This is a genomic window from Klebsiella sp. 10-1, from assembly GCF_009758445.1.
GTDB classification, from domain to species: Bacteria; Pseudomonadota; Gammaproteobacteria; order Enterobacterales; family Enterobacteriaceae; genus Klebsiella; species Klebsiella scottii.
Genome location: NZ_WQRE01000008.1, coordinates 224,558 through 246,598, shown reverse-complemented (window position 1 = coordinate 246,598; position 22,041 = coordinate 224,558). Strand labels below are relative to the sequence as shown.

Sequence of the window (22,041 nt, the reverse complement as noted above, 5' to 3'; positions counted from 1 at the left end):
TTTAAAGCATCAGTGGCTATCCCTCGGTTATTAATAATAATGTGATGGTCCGATCGGCCGAGGCAATAGTGGAAGGGCCGTGCGCTATGATAATGTAGGTAATATTCAGCCATGCAATTACGCTATTACCGAAGAACGCTAAAGTACCCCCAATGATACAATGAATTATCACTGACAGCGCTTCTGCCCGGTACCTATTCATTATGCCATATCTGGATAAGGGCCTGTCTGGTGAATATTTTTGAACTGCCAATAGATGGTGGTCGAGACTACTGTTTGTGCGTGCGCAAGGGTGGCAAACTATTATCGAGCGGTTCAAGACGCGGCTATCATGTAACGATGTAATAGCATACGGCGCGAATAATGGAGCGACAGCATGAAACGCCGTTTTCAGCGCAGCATGTCATAGCCTCTGGAGAACGCAACTTCTTCCCGGTCGCAAAGCACTTGCCAGGCGTCGGCGGAGGGGGCGATAAATCCCCGAAGCCCCAGAGGCCATAATAGCGTGGCATCTTGTTCTGTATTCAGCGTCAGCAACGCCGTTTGCAGCGCCATAATGACCTGCTGGTCAACCATATCGCTTGCCACCAGTAAAGGCATCGGTGCGGGCGCGCTGCGCGCCAGGATACGCACATGGCGCGTTAATTCCTGTTCATACCGGCGCAGCAGCGACCAGGCATAGCTATCCAGCGGGCCGACATCCGCTTCGCCCGCCGCCAGCGTTTCCAGCACGCGTCGCGGGGTCACCAGCGGCCCGACAAGGGTGCTATAAAGCGTTTTTCGCGATTCCCTAAGGTACGCCGACAGATGATAGCGCACCGCGTTATAGCCGGAGTGCGACTCAGGGTTGGTATACGCCAGCCGCCCGCCGAAGGTCTCTTCCAGCCTTTCGGCGGTAGACGACTTCGGCACCATAAACAGGGTACGGTAGTGCCCTGGTATTCCTTCTCCGGCGGCGTCTTCCGTAATCGGCACGGCCACGGGGCGTACCGGAAAGCGCCGCTGCGCGAAGGGCCAGCCACACATGAATACCGCCAGCAGATCGGAACGAGTCCACAGCCCTTCCAGCCTGGCTGGGGCAGGGTAGTCAAAAATCTCTGCCTTCAGCCCGGCGCGACGTACTGCTTCGAGCAGGAGCCTTTTCCACCCCTCTGCGGCCGTCGGGGTGACCGAGTACATTCGCGCGTTAACGATCACCGGTAGCGTAGCTCCTGACCAACACCCAGCGCGCGAGCTTTCTCCAGCATCGCATGCCCCAGTGCAATATCGCTTAGCGACAGCCCGCGATGCCAGAAGAGGATGGTTTCGCCATCGTTTTCACGACCGGGTTTCGCCCCGGCGACAATTTCGCCCAGCTCGGCATGCAGAGTATGCTCGCTTAATTTTCCGGCCTCTACATGGGCCCGTAGCGATCCAAACATGCCTCCTTTGCACTGTCCCCAATCGTCCACCACCAGCTTATCCATAATGTCGGTAAGCGACAGCTCCACGGCGCTCATGGTGCCGTAGGGCACGACAAAGGCGCCGGGTTTTATCCACTCTGTTTTTAACAGCGGCGTCGGCGCATCAAGACGCGAGGCTTCGACCACAATATCCGCGTTACGCACGCAGCTTTCCCAGTCGTCGGTGACGATGACTTTTTTGCCGAGATCCTGCTCCAGACGGCGTGCAAAAGCGTCACGGCTTTCCGGGCGACGGGAATGAATGCGGATTTCATCAAAATCATAAATGCTGTTGAGCAGACGAACGTTCCAGTAAGCGGTGCCCCGTGCGCCGATATGCCCCAGCACCTTACTGTCGCGGCGGGCGAGGTGGCGCGCGCCAAGCGCGGTAAGCGCGCCGGTGCGCATATCGGTAATCGCCGACGCATCCAGAATGGCAACCGGCATGCCGGTGCGCGGATCGAAAAGGTTCAGCAGAGCCATTTCCGAGGGCAGCCCGAGCGTATAGTTATTGACATAATCGCCGACGATTTTTACCCCCGCGAGCCCCAGCGGCTCGATATAACCGCGCAGTACGTTAAAGTGGCCGTTAAACGCTTTATCGGGAATTAAATGCACGCGCGGTTCAATGACGGTTTTTTTCTGCCCCTGCGCCCGCAGCTCGTTCTCCACCGCCGCGAGGATTTCCGCGTCCGTGAGCTGCAGTTGGTCAACATCAGGGCCGTTTAGCCAGGTTAAGTGTATGCTTTGAGTCATAAATTTCTCTCATAGGTCGTATGGTCCGCATCGGGCCGCACGTGGGTGAAAAGCCGCTGGCGGGTTAATACGCCGACGGGCGAGCCGTATTCGGTGACGGTGATGCTGTCGGCGTGCCGGGAAAGCATCAGCGCCAGCGCGTCTTTCAGGGTGGCGTTCACGTCAAGCCGCTGCGGATGATTAGCGGTCAGAGACGTTTCCATCGCCTGGGCCACCGGGGTAATAGCCAGAAGTTTCAGCGCTGCATCGCTGCCGACGAAAGCCGCGACGAACTCATCTGCCGGAGCTGAGAGCACTTCGGCGGGAGGGGCGTATTGGCACAGTCGCCCTTCGCGCATAATGGCGATGCGATCGCCCATTTTGATGGCCTCATCAAGATCGTGAGTGACGATAATCACCGTCTTTTTCACGCGCTGCAGAATCTGCTTAAACTCGGTCTGTAATCGCCCGCGAACCAAGGGGTCGATGGCGCCGAACGGTTCATCCATCAGCATGACGGGCGGGTCCGCTGCCAGCGCGCGGGCAACGCCTACCCGTTGTCGCTGACCGCCGGAAAGCGCCGCAGGAAAGCGGCTGGCGTATTGCCGGGCATCCAGTCCTACCAGCTCAAGCAACGTTTCCACCCGTGTCTGAATGCGCGCGGTGCTCCAGCCCAGCAGACGCGGCACCGTGGCAATGTTGTCCGCGACGGTCATATGCGGAAACAGCCCGACGTTCTGAATGACGTAGCCGATATGCCGACGCAGCATCACCGGATCTTCCGCTGCGACATCGTGCCCGTTTACCCAGACACGCCCGGAGGTGGGCTGTTCCAGGCGGTTAATTAGGCGCATGGTGGTGGTTTTGCCGCAGCCGGAAGGACCAATCAGGGCCGTGGTGGTTCCCTCTTCAAACGTCATGGAGAGATCGTCAAGCGCTTTACGCGGCGAACCGGGATAAATTTTGCTAATATTTTCCAGTTTAATCATTAGATTAGCCCTTTAACCAGGTCGATAACACAGACGCTCTAGCAGGGCGAAAAGCGCTTCGATACCCACAGCGAGCAGAATAATTGGCACCGCGCCTACTAACAGGCGCGACATGTCCATGATGGCAATGCCGGTGGTGACAAAATCACCCAGACCGCCGCCGCCGATAAATGACGCCAGTGCCGCTCCGCCGACCACCTGTACGGCGGCGGTACGACAGCCGGCGAGGATACCGGGGGCCGCCAAAGGCAGCACGATTCTGCCTGTTACCTGCCAGGGGGTGAGCCCCATGCCGTGCGCCGCTGAGAGCGTATCCGGGTTAACGGACTGAATGCTGGTGCACGTGTTGAGCAAAATCGGCGGCACGGCCAGCACCACCAGCGCGACGACCGAGGGCAGCAGGCCAATGCCGAGAAACGGCATAACTGCCGCAAGGATCGCAAGGCTTGGGATCGTCCGCAGCGTGCTGGTGCCGCTGGTGATGATAAAGGCGAGGCGAGGGAGGTTTGCGATCAGCACACCCGTCGGGATCGCAATAATCAGGGCGATGCTGAGCGCAAGCCCACACATCGTCAGATGCTGCCACACCGCCTGCCAGAACAGCGGCTGGTTATCCAGCACCCATTGCCATGCCTGCGTTATCATTGGCTTCTCCCTTGTGAAATACGCCGCTGGAGCCGGACAAAAAACAGATCCGCGCCGATCGCCAGCAGTGACGTTAATCCGCCGCCGATAAATATTTTCTCCGGATAGCGCTGATCCAGCCCGGCGAGAATAATCGAGCCAAGCCCACCGGCGTTGATATATGCCGCGACCGTAGCGATGCCGATAAGCGTGGTGGTGGCAATGCGCAGGCCGGTGATGATGAACGGTAGCGCCAGCGGCAGCTCCACTTCGCGCAGATTGCGCCAGGTGCCGTACCCCATTCCCCGCGCCGCTTCGCGGACGTCCAGCGGAACAGCGTGAAAACCGGCAGCAATATTGCGGGTGAGGATCATCAGCGCATAGGCCGTCAATCCGACGATAGCCGGCAGCATGCCGATGCCGAGCCACGGAATGAGCAGGGCGAATAGCGCCAGCCCAGGAATGGAAAAAATCATGCCGGTTACCGTCATCACCAGCGCGTACAGCCGCGGGCGGCGGGCGGTGGTAATGCCGAGAAACAGCGAAATAACGAACGCCATCAGCATCGCGGCGCCGACCAGTACCAGGTGCTGCCAGAGCGCCAGTAGAATGTCGTCATAGTGTCGTGTCGCCCAGCGCATCAGGAGGTCTCCAGCAATACGGCCTGGCCTGCAAGCCATTCCGGCTGCATTATCGCGTCGGCCAGAATGGAAATGTCGCCAGCGCTGGCGCGGTCTTCATCCAGCGGCGCCACCCGGGCGCGGATTTTGTCATGTAGCGCCGCTGCATAGCGCCCGGGCTGCGGGGCCTCCTGAAGATCCAGCGCCTGCGCAGCCACCAAAAGTTCAATTGCTACCAGATAGCGTAGGCTTTCCATGAGTCGCGTGGTTTTGGCTACGATGCCCATTGCCTGCGAGGCGTAATCTTCAACCCGATCGGCCACCGGTATTGTCAGTGGGGAGAGCGGCTGGGCATGGTGCGCGATATCGCTGACCAGTGCGGAAACCGTTTTTTGCAGCGTGGCGAAACCTGTCTGCCCGGTGTGGCGGGTGAGAAAACGCGGCAGGCCGCTGGCGGCGGGCGACATCAGTTTCATGATGCGTTCACCGCTGCACGCGGCATGGCGGGCGAGGGCCAGCCCGAGGCTTTCCAGCGCCAGCGCCAGATGCGTGACGTCAAAATTGGCATTTGCCAGCACCAGTTCCGGCTCTGCCAGCAGGCCGGGGTTGTCGTCGGCGCTGTTGAGTTCCAGTTCGACCGCCGCGCGCGCATTTAGCCAGGCGTGGCGCACGCAGGCCAGCACCGGTGCGACGCAGCGGAAGCTGAGCGGATCCTGCAAGGCGCGTGCGCCGTCGGGCTGGAGCAGCGGGCTGCCATCCAGAAGCGACAGCAGCCAGGCGGCGGTTTCTGCCTGCTGCGGCGCAGGGCGCATTCGCGCCGCCCAGGGCGTTAGCGGCGTAACGTTGGCGCGAAACGATTCAAACGAGAGCGCTATGGCACCCGCGTGAGCGTTTATTAACCGGGCTATATCCAGCAGAAGCAGCGCACCGAGGCCGACGCTTGCGGCATTGGATGAGACAAGCGCCAGCCCGTCTTTTCCGCGCAGCGGTGCAGGCGCCACTCTAGTCTGGTTCAGCAATGTGGAGACCGATTCCACCGAGCCCCGATATTCGGCCTCGCCATCGGCAACGAGCGCACGGCCGATATGCGCCAGCGGCGCGAGATCCGCTTCGCCGATCGAACCGATAAGCGGAACTCGGGGATGAATACCTTCGTTGAGAAAGGCCAGCAACGTCTGCACCACGGGCAAAGAAATGCCCGATGCGCCCTGTGCCAGGCCCGCAAGACGCGCCAGCATTATCGCGCGGACCTGTGCAGGCGTTGCCTGCGGCCCTACGCCCACTGCCCGCGCCAGCGGGATTCGCCGCTGAATTGCCTGTAGCAGATCCTCATCGTGGCGGCCGCCCTGCGCGTGCAGTACCGTGGTATCGACATTTGCGCCGAGTCCGGTGGTGACTCCATAGATACGCTTTCCGGCGCTGATGCTGCGCATCAGAAAATCAAAAGATGCGCCAATGGCCTGCTGCGCCTGCGTTCCCAGCGCGACAGTCTGGCCGCAGTCGGCGACCGCCCGCACGTCTTCAAGCGTGAGCGGTGCATCACCCAGCATAAGTGTCGTTGTCACGATCGTACCCTATTTGATTAGGCCCTTTTTGCGCAAAAAGTCTTCCGCCACATCGCTCGGTTCTTCTTTATTCTTTTCCACTTCCGCATTCAGTTTTTGCATGGTGGCGTTATCAAGCAGTTGGCTGACGTTATTTAAAATGTCGCGAACCTGGGGATGCGCCTGCAGCGCCGCGTCGCGCACAACCGGCGCAACTTCGTAAGGAGGGAAGAGGTGTTTGTCATCGTCAAGCGCAACGTACTGGTTTTCAGCGATTTGCCAGTCGGTGGCAAAGCCGTTTGCTACGTCGATTTGCCCGGCAGCAAGGGCGTCGTAACGCAGGCCGACTTTGGCAAACTGGCGGAAGGCTTTAAATTTAATGCCATAGGTTTGCTCCAGCCCTTTCAGACCGTCCTGGCGATCGCCAAACTCTGCGCCTGCCCCAATAGTCAGTTGCGGAGCGGCTTTAGCGAGATCGGAGAGCGTTTTCAGGTGGTATTTTTCTGCCGTCTGTTTGCTAACCAGCAGCGCGTAGCCGTTGTTCACGCGGGCAGGCTGTAGCCAGGTAAGATGGTATTGCTGCTGGTAGGCGTCGCTGACCTGTTTAAATACCTGTGCGGCGTCGGAGGAGGGAGTGCCTTTCACCACCGCGCTGAGCGCCGTACCGGTATATTCCGGATACATATCAATTTCGCCTTTCAGCAGAGCCGCGTGGGCGATTAAGGTTCCGCCCAGGTTTGTTTTACGCTCAACGGAGAGGCCCGACTGCTCCAGCGCACGGGCATAAATTTCCGCCAGGATATATTGTTCGGTAAAGTTTTTACTGCCAACAACGAAATCTGCTGCCTGCGCCTGCACGGTAATCAGACCCAGCGCCAGCCAGGATGCTGCCAGTTTGTTTTTTATGTTCATCCCCGGTATCTCCGAAAAAAAAGCATGAATTTACTTGTATATACAAACCAGCGAAGCTAGCAGCATAAGGATGAGGGATGAAATAGAAATTCATTCTTTCTTATAACGAAAATTGCAAAGCAAGCTCTGTTGATTCTCTCCTCGCTAAATAAGTACTCCAGATAGGCGTTTCAGGCAGCTGAGAGTTTTATCTGCGTGGGTTTCTGCCAGCATGGTTTGAGGGTCGAGGCCAAAGCCCAGACGGCGTTCTTTATCCCTGAGGCTATAGCGGAAATACTATAGCTTAGTGCCGCTGGTCGGTACTGAGGCCTTGCGAGTCGGGGAGTTTGTATAATTTTACGAGAGGTTTTGCTGAGCGGATCTTGCTGTCAGTTAACATCTGAGGGTTATTCCAGTTGTCGATCGGAAAGACTTTTTACGCCAGCCTGTTGAATCAAAAAAATAGGAGTTCATAGAAGTGCAAATGCCGGTCTGATACCACATTCAGCGCCACCGTCCAGTGGTGCAATCATTTCGTTGCAGCCCTGTCCCAAAATCCCCTGTTTTCAGAACGCCAGAGGTTCAATAGCTACGTTTATATTCTTTATAGATATAATTCATATCATTTCAGTCATTTCCAATAGTTTCCTTCCTGCTTAATATCATTTGGGAATTAGTTCTATCAATAATTCACATATAATAATCAGTTTAATTAATCAATATATTTGCTGATGTGACGGCAGAAAACAGGCTGGAGATGGATGATAGTTTTACGCAACGTTTCTAAAATATTTAATGTCCGTTCCGGTCAGGTTACCGCCGTTGACAACGTCAGTATGCAGGTTGAACAGGGCCAGATTTACGGGATTATCGGCTACAGCGGTGCGGGGAAAAGTACCCTAATTCGCCTGTTGAACGGCCTGGAAAAACCCACTTCCGGCTGTGTGATGATTAGCGGCCAGGATATTGCTCAGGCCAGCGGCGAAGTGCTGCGCCGGGCACGGCTGAAAATCAGCATGGTGTTCCAGCATTTTAATTTGCTTTGGTCGCGTACCGTAAGTGAAAACATCGCCTTCTCGTTGCAAATTGCCGGGGCACCAAAGGCGATGATCCAGCGCCGGGTGCGGGAGCTAATTGAGTTGGTCGGCCTGAGCGGTAAAGAACGTGCTTATCCCTCCCAGTTGAGCGGCGGTCAGAAGCAGCGAGTGGGGATTGCCCGTGCGCTGGCCAACAGCCCGGATGTACTGCTGTGCGATGAGGCTACCTCGGCGCTTGACCCTCAGACTACCGACGCGATCCTCGATCTGCTGCTGGATATCAACCGCAAGTTGAAGCTGACCATTGTGCTGATCACTCACGAGATGCATGTGGTACGCAAAATCTGTCATCGCGTGGCGGTGATGGAAGCGGGCCGCATTGTGGAAGAGGGCGAGGTATTGTCAGTCTTTACCCACCCGCAGCAGCCAATCACCCGCCAGTTCGTGAAACAGACCGCCGTATACAGCAGCGCCGATACTCCGTTTAATGCTGACCTGGTGGATGCTGGGGCGGGATCTGTGCTGAAACTGACCTTCGTTGGGCAGAACACTCAGCAGCCGATCGTCGGTGAGTTGATACTGAAGTACGCCCTGCCATTTAATATTTTGCACGGAAAGATGATGCAAACTGCCAACGGCACCTTTGGTGAGCTGTGGCTGCAGGTTCCTGCCTCTGGCACGCAGCTGGAAAGCATTCTGGCCGATCTGCACGCCCATGAAATTTCAACCGAGGTGGTAAAACATGTTTGAGTCTCTGTTCCCGCATTTGAAAGTTGACCAGCTGTGGGCAGCCACCGGTGAAACGCTGTATATGACTGCACTTTCCGGGTTGGCGACCTTTGTGCTTGGCATCCTGTTTGGACTGGCGCTGTTTCTGACTGCGCGCGGTGGCCTGTTCCAGAACCGCGCCATCTACGGCGTGATTTCCATTCTGGTAAATGTGTTCCGCTCCATTCCTTTCATTATTTTGATCGTTTTGCTGATCCCGTTTACCAAAACGCTGATTGGCACCATTCTCGGCGCAAACGCAGCGCTGCCCGCGCTGATTGTAGGTGCGGCACCGTTCTATGCCCGTCTGGTGGAGATTGGCCTGCGCGAAGTGGATAAAGGCGTGATTGAAGCGTCGCGCTCAATGGGCGCGCGGTTGAGTACGCTGATTTTCCGCGTGCTGTTGCCGGAGTCTTCGCCCGCCCTGGTTTCCGGTATTACCGTGACGCTGATTGCGCTGGTGAGCTACAGCGCGATGGCAGGCGTCATTGGCGCAGGTGGCCTGGGTAATCTGGCATATCTTGAGGGTTTTCAACGTAACCACGGTGATGTAACTCTGGTAGCGACGGTAATGATTCTGGTGATTGTTTTTGTCATCCAGTTTTTAGGTGATGTTCTGACCACATGGCTCGATAAACGTTAACTTTTAGGAAAATCTAAATGAAAAAAACACTGACGCTGCTGGCTGCAGCAACCCTGGGTGCCATGAGCCTCAGCGCATGGGCGGACACGTTGACCGTTGGCGCATCCAACGTACCGCACGCTGAAATTCTGGAGCAAGCGAAGCCAATTCTGGCGAAGCAGGGTATCGATCTGGAGATCAAACCGTTCCAGGATTACATCCTGCCGAACACTGCGTTGGCGAGCCATGATATAGATGCTAACTATTTCCAGCATATTCCGTATCTGAACAGCGTACTGAAAGATCACGCGGGCGATAAGACCTATGATTTTGTCAGCGCGGGCGCAATTCATATCGAGCCAATCGGTATCTATTCCAGGAAGTTTAAGTCACTGAAAGACCTGCCGGAGAACGGCAAAGTGATTATGCGTGATGCGGTGGCGGAAGAGGGGCGGATTCTGTCTATCTTTGAGAAAGAGGGCGTGATTAAGCTGAAGCCAGGCGTGAGCAAGATCGATGCGCGCATTACCGACATCGTTGAAAACCCGAAGCACCTGAAGTTCCTGCCTAACGTTGAGGGCGCGTTGCTGCCGCAGATGTATAACAATGATGAAGGCGATGCGGTGGTGATTAACGCCAACTATGCGATTGATGCGGGCCTTAACCCAGTTAAAGATCCTATCGCGGTAGAGAGCGGTGAGAATAACCCGTATGCTAATATTATTACCGTGCACCGCGGTGATGAGAATAAGCCGGATATTAAGGCACTGGTGGCCGTGCTGCACTCAAAAGAGATTCAGGATTGGATCCGCACTAAGTATAAAGGCGCGGTGATCCCTGTCAGTAACTGAGTTTTTACCGTCTGAGGTTTCGGACTGGGGGAACTGAAATAGCATGGAAAAGCCGGCCTTGTGAGCCTGTACATAAGATTGTGTCATTGCCTGATTTTGATAGGTTCAATCCACCATCAAAAACAGGTTGTGTTATGGACAAAAAAACAGTTGCAGGCTCTGGCTAACGAACTGGCCAAAAATCTCAAAATCCCTGAAGATCTCAGCCAGTTCGCTCTCCTCCTGAAGAAAATCGGCGTTGAGGCGGCTCTCAACGCCGAAATGTCCTACCTCCGGGCTACGATAAATATCAGCCCACATCGGGGGGTTAACGCCCGTAACTCATCGCCACGTTTTGAGCGGCGGTCATCTGCATGTACTCCCCGCTGGTGAATTCCCCCCCATCCGGGCCGCAGCGACGGAAGGAATGGGATCGGACTCTTGCCCCCCCTTTGTTGTGAAACGGGGACTGAGCGAAGGCAAGCTGGTAGAAGTTTTGCCGGGAATAAGTGCGGCAGAGCTCGCCGTCCATGTCATATATCCCAGCCGCAGACATCTACCAGCGCGTGTTCGAACATTTATTGATGAGTTGCGAAGATATCTGAACAGCGACTGCTTCCCGCCATAAACAGCGAGGAGCAGTCACACCGTTACAGTTTGCTGCTTAACGACCCTTCCAGCTACAGGTATGGATACCCTGGTTATCGAAGGGCTCAAGGCGCTAAAGATCAGAAATCGTAACCCACGGTGGCAACGATGGCGCGTTCCGCTCCCCAGTAGCAATAGCCGGTACCGTAGCAGGCGGCCACATATTTACGATCGGTCAAGTTATTAGCGTTCACCTGTAGCCAGGCTCCTTTCAGACTGCTGTTCCAGGCTCCGAGATCCGCGCGTACGGAAGCATCCATCAGCGTGACAGACGCTAAACGGGTACTGTTTTCGTTATCAGCCCACTGTTTACCGATGTAGCGCACGCCTGCGCCTGCGGACAAACCGTAATCAAACTGGTAGCGCCCCCAGGCGGAAGCCATAGAGTTGGGGGACAGGTACGGTGTGTGGCCATCGTTGCCGTCAACCGCGTCCTTAAAGCGCACCCGGCTTAAGGTATAACTGGCGATGATGCTCAAATTCGACGTCAGCTGGTTATGCGCTTCCAGCTCGATCCCTTGCGAATGCACTTTCCCTACCGGCTCGTAGTAAGCCTCACGTACGATGCGATTCCCCACGTCTTTCTGGGTCAGATCGTATATCGCAATGCTGTAGAGATCCCTGGTACCGACCGGCTGGTATTTCACCCCGACTTCATACTGCTCTGCGGTGGTGGGTTTCAGGATACTGCCGTCCTGCCCGGACAGCGACTGTGGCGTAATAGCCTGACTATAGCTGACGTAAGGTGAAATACCGTGGTCGAAAGCATAAAGCAATGAAGCTCGGCCGCCGACATTGTCGTCCTGACGGCGATGTTTTACACCGGTTGAGTAGGTATCCGTCTGTGACACAATGCGGTCATAGCGGCCAGAAAGATCCAAATGCCAACGGTTCCACACCGCCTCATCCTGCAGATATATCCCCGTCTGATAGTAACGCCGCTGACTGCCATAGAAGTCGTAATTATAACGGGCTCCTACGGCTTCCCCTGTACGGGCGTTCAACTGATTAGCGTAGCCACTCGCGTCTCTGAGATCGTTTTTGTACTGATGGTATTCCGCGCCGAGCACGACTTTATGCTGGAGATCACCGGTGTTGAAGTCCGCTTCCAACTGGTTATCGATCGCCCAGGCGTCCAGGGATGACCGCGAGCCGGAATAGTAGCGATTCAACAAGTCCGAATTGCTGGAGTCCCAGCCTATCTGATACACCTGATCGAGATCGACATTAGAGTGGGAATAACTGGCATTAGTGCGGAACGCCCAGGTTTCGTTGAAGCGATGCGCAAACGCCAGACTATAGATCTGCTGGCGGCGTTTAAACTGATCGAGGCTACTGTCGCCATCATAGAAACCATTACTCAGTTTATAGCCGTTATGTTCGGTAATGCTGCCTTCGCCCGGTACAGCGCTGTGGTAACCCCCGGAAGGCGCTTTTTCCAGATAGGCTCGCAGTAGTAGCGAGGTATCTTCACCGGGTTGCCAGAGCAGCGACGGAGAAATGGCGTATTTTTCTTCACGCGTGTGCTGGTACTGTGTATCGCTGGAACGCGTCAGGCCAGTCAGGCGAAACGCCAGCTGATCGTTAATCGCGTTGGTGTAATCAAAAGCGGCCCCTTTGGTGTTATTGCTGCCGCCAAGCAGGCGTATATGACCCTGTTCTGTGAACAGCGGATTTTTTGAGGTCTCCATCACCAGACCTCCAGGGACAGTCTGACCATACAGTGCGGAGGACGGCCCTTTAATCACGTCAATACGTTCCAGGAACCAGGGGTCGACTTGTAACACGTTATAACTACCGGCATCACTCATCAGCCGCAGACCATCGAGGAAAACGTTGTCAACGTCGCTACCGTGGAACCCTCGCAGAGACACCGTGTCATAGCGCGTTGCCGCGCCGGCAAAGTTGGTGAAAGCTCCGGCGGTGTAGTTCAGCGCTTCATTGACAGTTAAAGCGCCTTGATCTTCCATCTGTTGACGGGTAATGACTGAAATCGACTGCCCGGTGGTGATCAACGGTTTGTCTGTTTTGGTCGCTCCTTTACTGCTGGTAACCGTGTAGCCGCTGGTTGGTGCATCCGCAGAGTCCACTGCAGAGCCAATAACCGTCATGCTATCTTCGGCAAAGCCGCAGGAGGGAACGGTGGCTGCCAGACCACACAAAAAAACAGAACGTTTCAGCGTAAAGGCGATCCCCATTATCAAATCCTCATTATTTAAAGCGCAGGAAACGTCATTATCACTGCATCGTGCCGTTTTCAGGCTATGCGCGGCGATGAGTTATGTATGAGCAACAACAAAAGAGGGTTAACTATTGCGTACCGCGCTTGGCGCGATACCGTAGCGGCGGCGAAAAGCAGTGGCAAAATTCGTGGCGTGTTGATAGCCGGACATCCAGGCCGCCTGCTGGACGCTGTAACCCTGTTGCAGATGGTGATACGCCAGCGCCAGTCTACAGTCACGTAGGTAATCGAACACCGAGTCGCCATACGCCTGACGAAACTTGGCGCTCAGACTGCTGGGGCTCATTGCCGCGTTGCGCGCCAGCTCACACAGCGTATGCTCTTGTTGTGGCTGCTGTTCCAGTCGCTGGCGTACGCTTTCAAGCCGTCCCCACTCGCCGGGAGAGAACAGGGGCGATACCGGACATTCCGCCGTCATTGCATGCCCCAGAACCTGCATCGCCACTCCGTTCAACATTAACTGGCGTGTTATGAGCGGGGAGTTGGACGCCAGAGCGGCATGGATGCCGGCCAGTAAGTACTCCGGCACAGACCACAGATAACAAGGACATTTCATCTGCCCCCATTCGAATAGCAGCTCAGTCATTGCCGGCAATAGCTGCAGGGTCTCAGGAGAGAATCCCAGCACTATCGTCTTCAACTGCGTATCCGCCAGATGACTGACATTCATCACCCATTGCTCGCCTAATCGGGTGGTTAGCGCCATCCCCGGACGCACGATAAAATACCGTTCTCCCAGACGAATGCGTAAGCAGCCCTCCAGAATAATTAGCGTGTACATCGGTGAACTACGCAGCGAAGTGGATTCATACGGCTGCATAACCTGCACGTGGGAATGGGTGAGCCGAATGCCGGATGGCAGCAGCATCTCTTCAACGCTCCCCCGTACGACAATGCGCCGATCTTTATCGCTACTGTAGCGCGACGAAAGCGCCGGAAAACGATAGTCGATTCCATAACGTTCGCCAAAATCTAAGAAGTCTTCAACTAAGAATGATTGCGCCGACGGCGTGGCGGCGTGATGATTGGTCATGTTCGTCACAGGAAATCAGGAAACGATAGTGAAGTATTATCAGACCAAAGAGATATAACGAACAAGAGGAAACGATAATTATTCTCACTTATATCGGCGATTCTTTTGAATCGCCACGGGTTTAACAGCCACCTCAGAGTCATTTTTGGACTTGATCTCCTCCCTGAAAACAGTGCCAGTCTAAACTGAAGTGTCCGGTCTTTATTCCTGCTCACAGAGAGGCTTATTGCCATGAAAAAGATCCGCTATACCGAAGAACAGATTGCATTTGCGCTGAAACCGGCACCCGCGTCGGGGAAGTCTGCAGAAAGATGGGGATTTCCGAGACAACATTTTACATCCATGGACTACTTCTGTTTTGCAAGTACTGAATCTGGTTTTGGGTTGTTACTTACATCTATCCGGCATCAGGAAAATCTGTGCCCAAATGGGTAATCCGTACGCAATCGCTTCAACAACTGGACGGCCTCAAAGGCCAGTATAAAAATCAGGTTCCGATTGTGCAGGTGCAACCTGTCGCCATTTCTCAGTACGCTGCAACTTTTCTGGCCGGGTAGTAACTTCCCACTGCCTGATACTCGGTCTCATTTTTCAGCATCGACCAGATTATTCTCGCGTTTTTGTTAGCGACCGCCACGGTCGTTTTATTAAATCCGCGCCGTTCCTTATCAATGTATGGATGTGGTTTTACATGACCTTCTGACTTCTGAACGGCCACGCGCTGGATATCACATTGTGGATGCCAGCTGCTGCAGGATACTGGCCAGTTGCTGCCGGTTCGGCCCTGTAACTGAGGGGCACTCCGGCCGCCTTACCTCTTAATGACGCCCTCGATACTATCCGTGAGATGTATTGTAAGAAGCTACGAAAGATTCCCCGTCAGCTTCACGGGATTTCATTCCTGAGAGCTGGAAAAGGCACCTGTATAAATAACCGGTAACTGTCAGATCAGGTCTGAGCTAATAAATTTTATTGTCCGGACGGTCACAACTCACCTCTCTCATTCGTCATCTTTATGTGCTAACTACATAAATGAGGAATTGAAATGTCGACACCTTTAATGAATACCGCCCCGGTAAATCACTCGCAAACTATTGCCAATGTTTTCTCCGCCCTGCTGAAAGTGCATGGCAGTATCGACTCGCACGGTCTGGAACGTAAGATCTACCATCTCGTGTTGTTGTGTGCTTCGCAAATCAACGGCTGTGGCTACTGTGTCAAAATGCATACTAAAGAGGCACGCGAGGACGGTGAAACCGATGCTCGTCTGGACAGCTTGATAGTATGGAGGCATGTCGATGATTTCACGCCTCGCGAACGGGCGGCGTTAGCCTGGACGGAGGCGCTAACGCGGCTTGAACGTCACACCGATTATGGCCCTCTGCGCGCGGAGTTGCGTGAGCACTTTTCTGAGGAGGAAATTAGTGCGCTGACCGCCAATATCACTATGATAAATCTTTGGAATAGAATCCATATTTCCGGCCATTAATATGCAAGACGAAAAGTACGCAGATCTGTTCGAATCCAGAAGGCCGTTTCTGAACGGCCTCGCCTATCGCATTTTAGGCTCTTTGGCCGATGCGGAAGATGCTGTGCAAGACACCTTTATTAAGTGGCTGCATGTGGATCGCCGCCCAATCCTGAATCCAGCTGCCTGGCTGACTACGGTCTGTACTCGTCGCTGCCTTGATCTGCTGCGCGGCGCGCAGCAGGCTCGCACTGACTATATCGGCGTTTGGCTTCCGGAACCTCTTCAGACAATGGCCGTTGAAACATCCGAGCAGCAAATGCTGGACCTTTCATCATCGCTATCAATGGCCTTTATGCTACTGCTCGAAAGGCTTACGCCCCGCGAACGTGCGGCGTATTTGCTTCATGATATCTTTGACCTCCCCTATGCAGATCTTGCCATAACTCTGGACGCAGAAGAGGCAACCTGTCGTAAACTGGTGTCACGTGCGCGGGAAAAGGTTGGCCACCCGCAGGTATGTAGCGTTATTCCAGAGGAACGGCAGGAAGCGTTGCTTGCCTCTTTCAAAGCCGCGGTGGAAACCGGGAATATCAAACCGCTTTCTGCTCTGCTGTCAGAAGATATTGCGCTCAGAGCTGATGGCGGCGGCAAAGTTTCCGCCAATCTGACACCGATTATCGGCAAAATCGACGTTCTTGAGTTCATCGGCGGTAAACTGTCTGCGTTTTGGCGAACCTATGAATGGCGACCCGCGCGCATCAACGGCCTGCAAGGCGTTTTGCTCTTTGACCAAAACCATATCGCAGCGGCAGTCAGTTTTGCTCTTGATATCGATGGCCATCTTGCGCAGATATTTATTGTACGCAACCCGGACAAGCTTTCACGACTCGGACGTTTATGGGAAATACCCCTGCGCTAAAAATGCGATGTTCCAGTCACTGGATAAAACACAACGGGTTTCGTGACGTTCTGTTTTTAGAGCCTAACCTGGCAAGTGAAAACGGCCAGTGGCTTTATCACTCCCGTCGCCGCAGGTTGTGGATCTCCTGTGTGGCAACGGGGCTGATGCAGGGCTGGCATTACTGTCACGGGGTTAACCATCGTGCCGGAGTGGAAGTGCTGGCGCAGACGAAATCCTTCGTAGTTCGATGGAGAGTCCGGCCGCAGAAACGCAAAAACCCGCCTTTTGGGCGGGTTCTCTGAACAGTGGTGCCCGGACTCGGACTAACGCCGAAGGCGTTGAACGGCGCGCCTGCCGCGCCGGCCCCGAAGGGGTGAGCCGCTGGCGGCGAATAATCGAACGCAGTTCGATGGAGAGTCCGGCCGTAGAAATGCAAAAACCCAGCCATAGGCTGGGTTCTCTGAATAGTGGTGCCCGGCTCGGACTAACGCCGAAGGCGTTGAACGGCGCGCCTGTCGCGCCGGCCCCGAAGGGGTGAGCCGCTGGCGGCGAATAATCGAACGCAGTTCGATGGAGAGTCCGGCCGCAGAAATGCAAAAACCCAGCCATAGGCTGGGTTCTCTGAATAGTGGTGCCCGGACTCGGAATCGAACCAAGGACACGGGGATTTTCAATCCCCTGCTCTACCGACTGAGCTATCCGGGCAACGGGGCGAATTAAACCGTAATACACTTCGCGCGTCAACCACATTTCTTGATTTTCCTGCCGATTGCTTAACTTTACGGCAGTTTTGCATCGGAAGCCGCGTTTTGGCCATAATTCACATCATACCGTTGTCGCCCTGACGGATTTTCCAGCCGCTAACCGCAGAGATGACGTGGCGTAAGCCGGAAAGGGTATAGTCGCCGATCACCTCTTCATCTTCGCGCGGAGAGCTGATGGTAATCTCCGCATCGACGCCGTGGCGGTAGGTTCCGTGGTGGCTAAAAATCGTGCCTATGAAGCACTTATCATTCAGCCAGACGGGAATATAGGCCACCGTTTCATAGATATAGTTTGAGGGGATGCCGCTGTAGTAGTTATCCGCGTCGTCGGAGGAGGTGCCGGGAGGAATGGGGCAAATCGGCGCGTCGCTATCGGTTTGCGGTTTATCCTTCAGCAGGCTGCCCTGCATGATCTCCAGCGACTTAAGTAAATCCGCCTTATCCCTGGCATTCAGCGCCGGCGTTAACGGCTGGTCTTTCTCCGGCGAGCTGATGGTATCCAGCGTATAGCGGTAGCGAATCGTCACCGCAGGGGTCCTGTCCGTCGGGCTGAACGGACGCAGCAGATACAGATTATCCTCGCCAAACTGGCCGTTGTACCAAAGCGCATATACCTGGCCGTTAATTCTGACCCACCGACTCCACTGGTTGGCACCGCGCCCGTTGAGGGAGTACAGCGCGCCGGGCACGCCGGCGTCAAAATCATCGTCGTCATCGCTATCGCTGCCGTTGACGCTATCGAAGGTGTCATCACCGCGTTTTAAGACCCCGGTATAGCTGAATAAGCCGGTTCCGCCGACGTAGCTGTCGATAATTAAATCGCGCCTGCCGTCGTTATCGAGGTCGATAAGCGTGAAGCTAACCTTGCCGTTTTCCGAGTCAGCGCTGATATCAGAATGAAGAAACGCCTGCCATTCATCGTCGCTAATATCGGCGGAAGGCTTGTTTGTTGACACTAAGGTATCGTCGGCGTAGGTCAGCGTAAAGTTGGTGACGTGCCCGGTGAGCGGGAACTGCTCGGCGATTTTATTTAGCTCCAGCTCCGGATTGGCCTTTTGCTCTTTCAGCACGGCGCTATACAGCGCTTTGAGCGCGCTATTATCGGCGTCTTTCTGCTGCTTAGGACGCACCTGGCTGACGAAGGTTGGCAGCATCCAGGTCCCGCCGGGCGTGATTTCACGACACATGCCGGTGGTATATTTCAGGCTCTGGACAAACGCTTTGCCGTTCCAGACCCGCTCCTCTCCGCTCACGCAGTCGGCGATACCGCGGCCTTTGCTGAAGAACGCGATGACGCCATCGGCATAGCTGGAGGCATCGGTGGAGATCGGCTGAGGTTTAGCCTGCGGCGCGCTATCCACCACCCACATGGCGTAACCGTCGTTATAGGCGGCTCGCCAGCACAGCGCCTGGAGAAGCCAGTGGCTTTTATCGAGAACGGTGGCGGTGATTTGCCGCTCCTGCGCGGGAATATCTTTGTTTTGCCAGTCGTCACAGCGGCTATTCAGCAGCGGGATCAGCTCCGGGAGGAAGCGCTGACGCTGTTTGGCGGTCAGCGGTTCCGGCTGCGCGTTGGCGAGCGTGGGGGCGGCGATAATCTCCGGGGCGGGCAGCGCGTTCAACGTATTGCTATCGTCGGCATCCCCTTTGCGCAGCAGCGCATCCGCAGTACCCTGGCGCTGCTGAAATTCGTCGATCTTGAGAAACACCGCGCTGCTGCCCGCGCTCGAGAGCGATTTGCGCTCTCCGTTGAGCGAAATCTCGATGTGACCGTCGTGTTCCAGGGCCTGAATCAGCGCGGCCGTTTGCGTGCTGTCGAAACGGAAATGGCTGTCGTCTTTGGCATCCAGCGTACCGCGATCCTGATTGTCGATCAGCAGGCGAACGGTGGCGTCAGGGGGGATGTCACGATCGGTCTGGGCAAAAGTCACCTGGCCGGTTACGCGCTGATCCGGGCCTGCGCCGCGGGTCAGCAGGACGCTGACCTCACCGACGTTGATGCCGTAACCCGCGGCCCGGCAGGTGCCGGTATTATCACAGGCCACTTCCCAGTCTTTATATGCGAAAGAAAAACCCTGTACGGGAGCCGCCAGCAGCGATATCGGACATAGCCCGATGATGGCAACCCAAAGGAGAGAACGCATATAAAACCCTGTCAACATATCGGTGAGAGGGAAATTATATGCGCGAAGGATGGGTTAAGATATCGGAATCAGGTTAGCGCGCCGCCCATTCGACATTGGGCAAAGCGCAGGATGTCTTCCGCCAGGCGCTGGGCGGTGTCGACGTCGGCCTGGCTGCGCTTCACCAGCAGGCGGCTCAGACAGCCTTCGATGATAAGCTCCATCTGTTTGGCGACCATCGCCGGATCGTCCACTTCCAACTGGGTCAGCAGCTCGTGCGTATAGGCGAGCGAAGCCTGCTTCTGCTGTTCAGCCAGCTGATGAATCGGATGCTGGGCATCCGGATAAAAGGTGCAGGCAGCAATAAACAGACAGCCGGGATAGCGGTGATTGCTCACGCAGCGGGTCAGCGCCGCATAGCGCGCCAGCAGCTTCTGCTCCGCCGTTAGCGTCTCGTCCAGCAGCAGCTGGCGACGCCATGCATCAACCTGATGGCTGAGATAGCGGAGGGCGTCATACAGGAGCGCTTCGCGGTCTGGCCAGAAACGCTTGAGGTCATCGATCGGATAAGCAACGCGCTCGGCGACCATCTCCAGCGTGGTGTTAGCAATACCTTCGATTTCAAGAATTTGTATGGCCTCACCCAGAACATCTTCACGTTGCACGATTTTCTCCTCCATTTTACCTCCTAAAGTGTCGTTCACGGTTGCCGATCGCGCAAATGGGCGCTGAATGCCGCGGCATCCATAAATCCGGTTACGCGCTGCGCGGGCCGTTCCTCTCCCTGCGCATTAAAGAACAGGATCGTCGGTAGGCCGAGCACCCGCAGATGCTTCAGCAGGGCTACGTCCTGCGCGCTGTTCTTCGTCACATCTACCTGCAACAGAACGGTATCTTTCAGGGCCTGTTGCACTTCCGGTGTGCTAAAGGTGTATTTTTCGAACTCTTTGCAGGCAACGCACCAGTCAGCGTACAAATCGAGCATGACCGGCCGGCCTTTAGCCTGCGCCAGCGCCCGGTCGAGCTCATCGACGGTGCTGACGCGGGTAAACGCGAGGTGCGCCTGCTGCTGCGCCGCCGCCGGCGCGCCGAACGCCCAGTCCTGCAGCGGGCGAACGCTCACCAGCGCGGCAGCCAGCAACACGATCTGCATGATGCGCTGCCACGGACGCGTGGCGCCGAGGGAGGTGATAAATGCCCAGCTAAAGAAGGCCACCGCCAGCAGCGACCACAGGCGCAGCCCCCATAGCTCACCCACAATACGCTCCAGTAAAAAGACCGGCAGCGCCAGGATGACAAAACCGAACGCGGTCTTCACATGGGCCATCCACGGGCCGCTCTTCGGCAGCAGACGGTTGCCAAACACGGTGACCAGAATCAGCGGCAGCCCCATGCCGAGCGCGTAGAGATATAGCGTGCCGCCGCCCAGCCACAGGTTACCGCTTTGCGCGATGTACAGCAGAATCGCGCTCAGCGGCGCCGTCGTACAGGGCGAGCAGATAAGCCCGGCGATGGCGCCCATGGCAAACACGCCGCCGGCTGAACCGCCCCGTCGGGCGTTGCTCATCAGCGTCAGACGCGTCTGCAACGATGACGGCAGCTGCAGGGTAAACAGGCCAAACATCGACAGCGCCAGCAGAATAAAGACCGCCGACAGGCCGATCAGTACGTACGGATGCTGCAGCGCCGCCTGGAACTGCAGGCCCGCTGCGGCAACCACCATACCCAGTGCGGTATAGGTTAGCGCCATCCCCTGGACATAGATAAACGCCAGCAGCAGCGCGCGGGCGGTGGAAAGCCGGCGTTCACCACCCAGCACAATACCAGAGATCAGCGGATACATCGGCAGGACGCAGGGTGTAAACGCGATACCGATACCAATCAATAGCGCCCAGAGGGCGGAAAACGGAAGCTGGCCGCTATCGCTCCTGGCGACGGACTGTCCTGGCGCAGAAGGCTCGGCCGTTTCAACCGACGGCGGCTCCGTGAGCGCCAGCGCCGCGCTGAGCGGCACCACTTTGCTTTCCGGCGGATAGCAAAAACCGGCGTCGGCGCAGCCCTGCCAGGTCACGGTCAGCGTGGCCCCTTTGGCGGCCTGGGTGAGCGTAACCGGCACGGTTAGCCGCTGGCGATAAATCTCACTTTTGCCGTAAAACTCATCGTCGTGCCATTCGCCGGACGGCAGCGATGGCTCAAGGAAAGCGGCGTCAGCGGCGCTGAGCTTGATCTGTTTGCGGTAGAGATAGTAACCCTCCTTGATTTGCCAGGTCAGGTTTATCTCGTGCTGGCTCTGCTGAAAATCAAAGGCAAAAGCCTGGTCAGCAGGCACAAAATTTGAGCGGCCGGGAGTATCAAAGAGCCCGGCGAATGCCGATGTACTGCATAGCAGCAGAATCAGCGTAATGATGCGTTGAGCCATGAGAGGTAATCAGTGTCTCCGTGAGTGACGGGCAAAACCAGTAATTCGGGGGTTTGATACGGGTGATGGGACTTCAGGCACTCCAGCAGCGCCTGCTGATGGGCGCGGTCGGTTTTGAGCAGCATCTGCACTTCATACTCCTGCTCCAGCTTGCCTTCCCAGTAGTAGAGGGAGGTCGCGCCCGGCAGGAGAGTGGCGCAGGCGGCCAGTTTTTCTGCCAGCACTTTGGCCGCTAAATCCTGGGCGGTCGCTTCATCCGGCGCGGTACAGAGTACAACAACGGCATCAGGCGTAGTCATCGTGAACCTCGTATCAGCGAAAAGAGGCACTATAGCACG

At 55.9% G+C, this 22,041-nt stretch carries 19 protein-coding genes, 1 tRNA gene and 2 pseudogenes; 8 read left to right on the top strand and 14 right to left on the bottom strand.

The window, feature by feature from the left end:
- Positions 1-390: 390 nt before the first annotated feature.
- Genes GO007_RS24480 through GO007_RS24450 form a run of 7 tightly spaced genes read right to left on the bottom strand, consistent with a single transcriptional unit; the run spans position 391 to position 6,866 of the window.
- Positions 391-1,197 carry a phosphate/phosphite/phosphonate ABC transporter substrate-binding protein gene (locus tag GO007_RS24480; protein WP_143350197.1) on the bottom strand — a complete coding sequence of 269 codons (807 nt, stop codon included), beginning with the start codon at positions 1,195-1,197 and terminating at the stop codon, positions 391-393.
- Positions 1,194-2,198 (bottom strand): ornithine cyclodeaminase family protein, encoded by a 1,005-nt coding sequence (locus GO007_RS24475; RefSeq protein ID WP_095104481.1) that lies wholly within the window; start codon positions 2,196-2,198, stop codon positions 1,194-1,196. Before GO007_RS24475 ends, GO007_RS24480 begins: the two co-directional genes overlap by 4 nt.
- Positions 2,195-3,166 carry an ABC transporter ATP-binding protein gene (locus GO007_RS24470; RefSeq protein ID WP_095104479.1) on the bottom strand — a complete coding sequence of 324 codons (972 nt, stop codon included), beginning with the start codon at positions 3,164-3,166 and terminating at the stop codon, positions 2,195-2,197. The genes GO007_RS24475 and GO007_RS24470 overlap by 4 nt, the downstream gene beginning before the upstream one ends.
- 12 nt (positions 3,167-3,178) lie before the next feature.
- Positions 3,179-3,811 carry an ABC transporter permease gene (locus GO007_RS24465; RefSeq protein ID WP_095104477.1) on the bottom strand — a complete coding sequence of 211 codons (633 nt, stop codon included), beginning with the start codon at positions 3,809-3,811 and terminating at the stop codon, positions 3,179-3,181.
- Positions 3,808-4,431 (bottom strand): ABC transporter permease, encoded by a 624-nt coding sequence (locus GO007_RS24460; RefSeq protein WP_045856957.1) that lies wholly within the window; start codon positions 4,429-4,431, stop codon positions 3,808-3,810. Before GO007_RS24460 ends, GO007_RS24465 begins: the two co-directional genes overlap by 4 nt.
- Positions 4,431-5,975 (bottom strand): HAL/PAL/TAL family ammonia-lyase, encoded by a 1,545-nt coding sequence (locus GO007_RS24455; RefSeq protein WP_095104473.1) that lies wholly within the window; start codon positions 5,973-5,975, stop codon positions 4,431-4,433. The genes GO007_RS24460 and GO007_RS24455 overlap by 1 nt, the downstream gene beginning before the upstream one ends.
- A 9-nt stretch (positions 5,976-5,984) precedes the next feature.
- Positions 5,985-6,866, bottom strand: a complete 882-nt coding sequence (locus GO007_RS24450) for a glycine betaine ABC transporter substrate-binding protein (protein WP_095104471.1) — start codon at positions 6,864-6,866, stop codon at positions 5,985-5,987.
- 740 nt (positions 6,867-7,606) lie between these two features.
- On the opposite strand from GO007_RS24450, the gene GO007_RS24445 reads away from it, so the two are divergent.
- The 5 genes and pseudogenes from GO007_RS24445 to GO007_RS29620 all read left to right on the top strand — a co-directional run bounded on the left by GO007_RS24445 (position 7,607) and on the right by GO007_RS29620 (position 10,730).
- Complete coding sequence (locus GO007_RS24445; protein ID WP_095104468.1) at positions 7,607-8,632, top strand: methionine ABC transporter ATP-binding protein; 1,026 nt, start codon at positions 7,607-7,609, stop codon at positions 8,630-8,632.
- Positions 8,625-9,293 (top strand): methionine ABC transporter permease, encoded by a 669-nt coding sequence (locus GO007_RS24440; RefSeq protein WP_045856968.1) that lies wholly within the window; start codon positions 8,625-8,627, stop codon positions 9,291-9,293. Before GO007_RS24445 ends, GO007_RS24440 begins: the two co-directional genes overlap by 8 nt.
- A 17-nt stretch (positions 9,294-9,310) precedes the next feature.
- Positions 9,311-10,123: a MetQ/NlpA family ABC transporter substrate-binding protein gene (locus GO007_RS24435; protein WP_095104466.1), complete on the top strand. Its 813-nt coding sequence runs from the start codon at positions 9,311-9,313 to the stop codon at positions 10,121-10,123.
- A 129-nt stretch (positions 10,124-10,252) separates the two neighbouring features.
- Positions 10,253-10,444: pseudogene (locus tag GO007_RS29625) on the top strand (hypothetical protein); the annotation flags it as partial.
- A 13-nt stretch (positions 10,445-10,457) separates the two neighbouring features.
- Entirely contained in the window at positions 10,458-10,730 is a 273-nt protein-coding gene (locus tag GO007_RS29620) for a LysR substrate-binding domain-containing protein (RefSeq protein WP_223261821.1), read from the top strand.
- Between the two features lie 100 nt (positions 10,731-10,830).
- Here the strand turns inward: GO007_RS29620 and GO007_RS24420 are convergent, their stop codons facing one another.
- Positions 10,831-12,861 carry a TonB-dependent siderophore receptor gene (locus GO007_RS24420; RefSeq protein WP_370525602.1) on the bottom strand — a complete coding sequence of 677 codons (2,031 nt, stop codon included), beginning with the start codon at positions 12,859-12,861 and terminating at the stop codon, positions 10,831-10,833.
- A gap of 195 nt (positions 12,862-13,056) precedes the next feature.
- Positions 13,057-14,025, bottom strand: a complete 969-nt coding sequence (locus GO007_RS24415) for a helix-turn-helix transcriptional regulator (protein ID WP_095104462.1) — start codon at positions 14,023-14,025, stop codon at positions 13,057-13,059.
- A 231-nt stretch (positions 14,026-14,256) separates the two neighbouring features.
- On the opposite strand from GO007_RS24415, the pseudogene GO007_RS29275 reads away from it, so the two are divergent.
- From GO007_RS29275 to sigJ, 3 genes and pseudogenes are all read left to right on the top strand, one after another.
- Positions 14,257-14,363, top strand: a pseudogene (locus GO007_RS29275) (transposase); the annotation flags it as partial.
- A gap of 707 nt (positions 14,364-15,070) precedes the next feature.
- Positions 15,071-15,514 (top strand): carboxymuconolactone decarboxylase family protein, encoded by a 444-nt coding sequence (locus tag GO007_RS24405; RefSeq protein ID WP_095104460.1) that lies wholly within the window; start codon positions 15,071-15,073, stop codon positions 15,512-15,514.
- Position 15,515: 1 nt separating this feature from the next.
- Entirely contained in the window at positions 15,516-16,415 is a 900-nt protein-coding gene (sigJ, locus tag GO007_RS24400; protein ID WP_095104458.1) for an RNA polymerase sigma factor SigJ, read from the top strand.
- 611 nt (positions 16,416-17,026) lie between these two features.
- Here sigJ and GO007_RS24395 read toward each other — a convergent pair.
- The 5 genes from GO007_RS24395 to cutA form a co-directional block, all read right to left on the bottom strand.
- Positions 17,027-17,102, bottom strand: a tRNA-Phe gene (locus GO007_RS24395).
- A gap of 115 nt (positions 17,103-17,217) precedes the next feature.
- Positions 17,218-19,305: a DUF1176 domain-containing protein gene (locus GO007_RS24390; protein ID WP_095104457.1), complete on the bottom strand. Its 2,088-nt coding sequence runs from the start codon at positions 19,303-19,305 to the stop codon at positions 17,218-17,220.
- A 68-nt stretch (positions 19,306-19,373) separates the two neighbouring features.
- Entirely contained in the window at positions 19,374-19,949 is a 576-nt protein-coding gene (locus GO007_RS24385; RefSeq protein WP_095104556.1) for a transcriptional regulator, read from the bottom strand.
- Positions 19,950-19,984: 35 nt separating this feature from the next.
- Positions 19,985-21,703 (bottom strand): protein-disulfide reductase DsbD, encoded by a 1,719-nt coding sequence (locus GO007_RS24380; RefSeq protein ID WP_095104456.1) that lies wholly within the window; start codon positions 21,701-21,703, stop codon positions 19,985-19,987.
- A complete protein-coding gene (gene cutA / locus GO007_RS24375; RefSeq protein ID WP_041143683.1) occupies positions 21,679-22,002 on the bottom strand; it encodes a divalent cation tolerance protein CutA in 324 nt (107 codons plus the stop codon). The genes GO007_RS24380 and cutA overlap by 25 nt, the downstream gene beginning before the upstream one ends.
- Between the last annotated feature and the right edge of the window lie 39 nt (positions 22,003-22,041).

Excerpts from the sequence above, each read along its gene's own strand:
- GO007_RS24475 (WP_095104481.1), bottom strand. The coding sequence starts at position 2,198 with ATGACTCAAAGCATACACTTAACCTGGCTAAACGGCCCTGATGTTGAC.
- sigJ (WP_095104458.1), top strand. The coding sequence starts at position 15,516 with ATGCAAGACGAAAAGTACGCAGATCTGTTCGAATCCAGAAGGCCGTTT.
- GO007_RS24445 (WP_095104468.1), top strand. The coding sequence starts at position 7,607 with ATGATAGTTTTACGCAACGTTTCTAAAATATTTAATGTCCGTTCCGGT.
- GO007_RS24420 (WP_370525602.1), bottom strand. The coding sequence starts at position 12,861 with ATGACGGTTATTGGCTCTGCAGTGGACTCTGCGGATGCACCAACCAGC.
- GO007_RS24380 (WP_095104456.1), bottom strand. The coding sequence starts at position 21,703 with ATGGCTCAACGCATCATTACGCTGATTCTGCTGCTATGCAGTACATCG.
- GO007_RS24390 (WP_095104457.1), bottom strand. The coding sequence starts at position 19,305 with ATGCGTTCTCTCCTTTGGGTTGCCATCATCGGGCTATGTCCGATATCG.
- GO007_RS24405 (WP_095104460.1), top strand. The coding sequence starts at position 15,071 with ATGTCGACACCTTTAATGAATACCGCCCCGGTAAATCACTCGCAAACT.
- GO007_RS24450 (WP_095104471.1), bottom strand. The coding sequence starts at position 6,866 with ATGAACATAAAAAACAAACTGGCAGCATCCTGGCTGGCGCTGGGTCTG.
- GO007_RS24470 (WP_095104479.1), bottom strand. The coding sequence starts at position 3,166 with ATGATTAAACTGGAAAATATTAGCAAAATTTATCCCGGTTCGCCGCGT.
- GO007_RS24435 (WP_095104466.1), top strand. The coding sequence starts at position 9,311 with ATGAAAAAAACACTGACGCTGCTGGCTGCAGCAACCCTGGGTGCCATG.
- GO007_RS24415 (WP_095104462.1), bottom strand. The coding sequence starts at position 14,025 with ATGACCAATCATCACGCCGCCACGCCGTCGGCGCAATCATTCTTAGTT.
- GO007_RS24440 (WP_045856968.1), top strand. The coding sequence starts at position 8,625 with ATGTTTGAGTCTCTGTTCCCGCATTTGAAAGTTGACCAGCTGTGGGCA.
- GO007_RS24460 (WP_045856957.1), bottom strand. The coding sequence starts at position 4,431 with ATGCGCTGGGCGACACGACACTATGACGACATTCTACTGGCGCTCTGG.
- GO007_RS24465 (WP_095104477.1), bottom strand. The coding sequence starts at position 3,811 with ATGATAACGCAGGCATGGCAATGGGTGCTGGATAACCAGCCGCTGTTC.
- cutA (WP_041143683.1), bottom strand. The coding sequence starts at position 22,002 with ATGACTACGCCTGATGCCGTTGTTGTACTCTGTACCGCGCCGGATGAA.